This is a genomic window from Bacillus sp. 22190 (genome assembly GCF_052045575.1).
Taxonomy (GTDB): domain Bacteria; phylum Bacillota; class Bacilli; order Bacillales; family Bacillaceae; genus Bacillus; species Bacillus altitudinis.
Map to the genome: position 1 here is coordinate 1 of NZ_JBQEPF010000049.1, position 678 is coordinate 678.

1 protein-coding gene is annotated in these 678 nt (G+C 41.3%); it reads left to right on the forward strand.

From position 1 onward, the window contains the following. Nucleotides 1-658, forward strand: a 658-nt coding sequence (locus ACTJKA_RS19985; RefSeq protein ID WP_440607927.1) for a transposase, incomplete at its 5' end; no start/stop codon positions are given. Nucleotides 659-678 lie beyond the last annotated feature (20 nt).

Genomic DNA, 678 nt, shown 5'->3' on the forward strand with positions numbered 1-678 from the left:
GGATATGAAGTACAATATCATCACAGATGCTCATGTCACGCCTGGCAATGTCCATGATTCCGTTCCGTATCTTGAACGATTGGATCACCAAATCGCACGATTTGGTTTTCAAGTAAACGCAGTTGCCCTTGATTCTGGTTATTTGACAACCCCAATCTGTAAAGGTTTATCTGATCGCCGTATTTTTGGTGTCATCGCACATAGACGTTTCCATCCAACAAGAGGATTATTCGAGAAGTGGAAATTTCAGTATGATTCTGAACACGATCAATACATATGCCCGAATGGTGAAAAGCTTTTATATACCACCACTGATCGAAAAGGTTATAGATTCTACAAATCAGATCCTAAAAAATGCACATCGTGTCCTTTCCTTGAAAACTGCACAAGATCTAAAAATCATCAAAAGGTCATCTCAAGACATGTGTGGGAGGAACATAAAGAAAAGATCAGGCAAAATCGTCTGTCTGCCGCTGGAAAAGAGCTATATAAAAAAAGAAAAGAAAAAATAGAGCGAAGCTTTGCAGATTCAAAACAACTGCATGGGCTTCGCTACTGCCGGTTGAGGGGAAAACAAAATGTGAGTGAGCAAGTGCTTCTCACAGCTGCCTGCCAGAACATGAAGAAGATTGCCACACACCTAGCAAAGCTAGGCTAGGTGTGTGGGAGGTCTTTTTC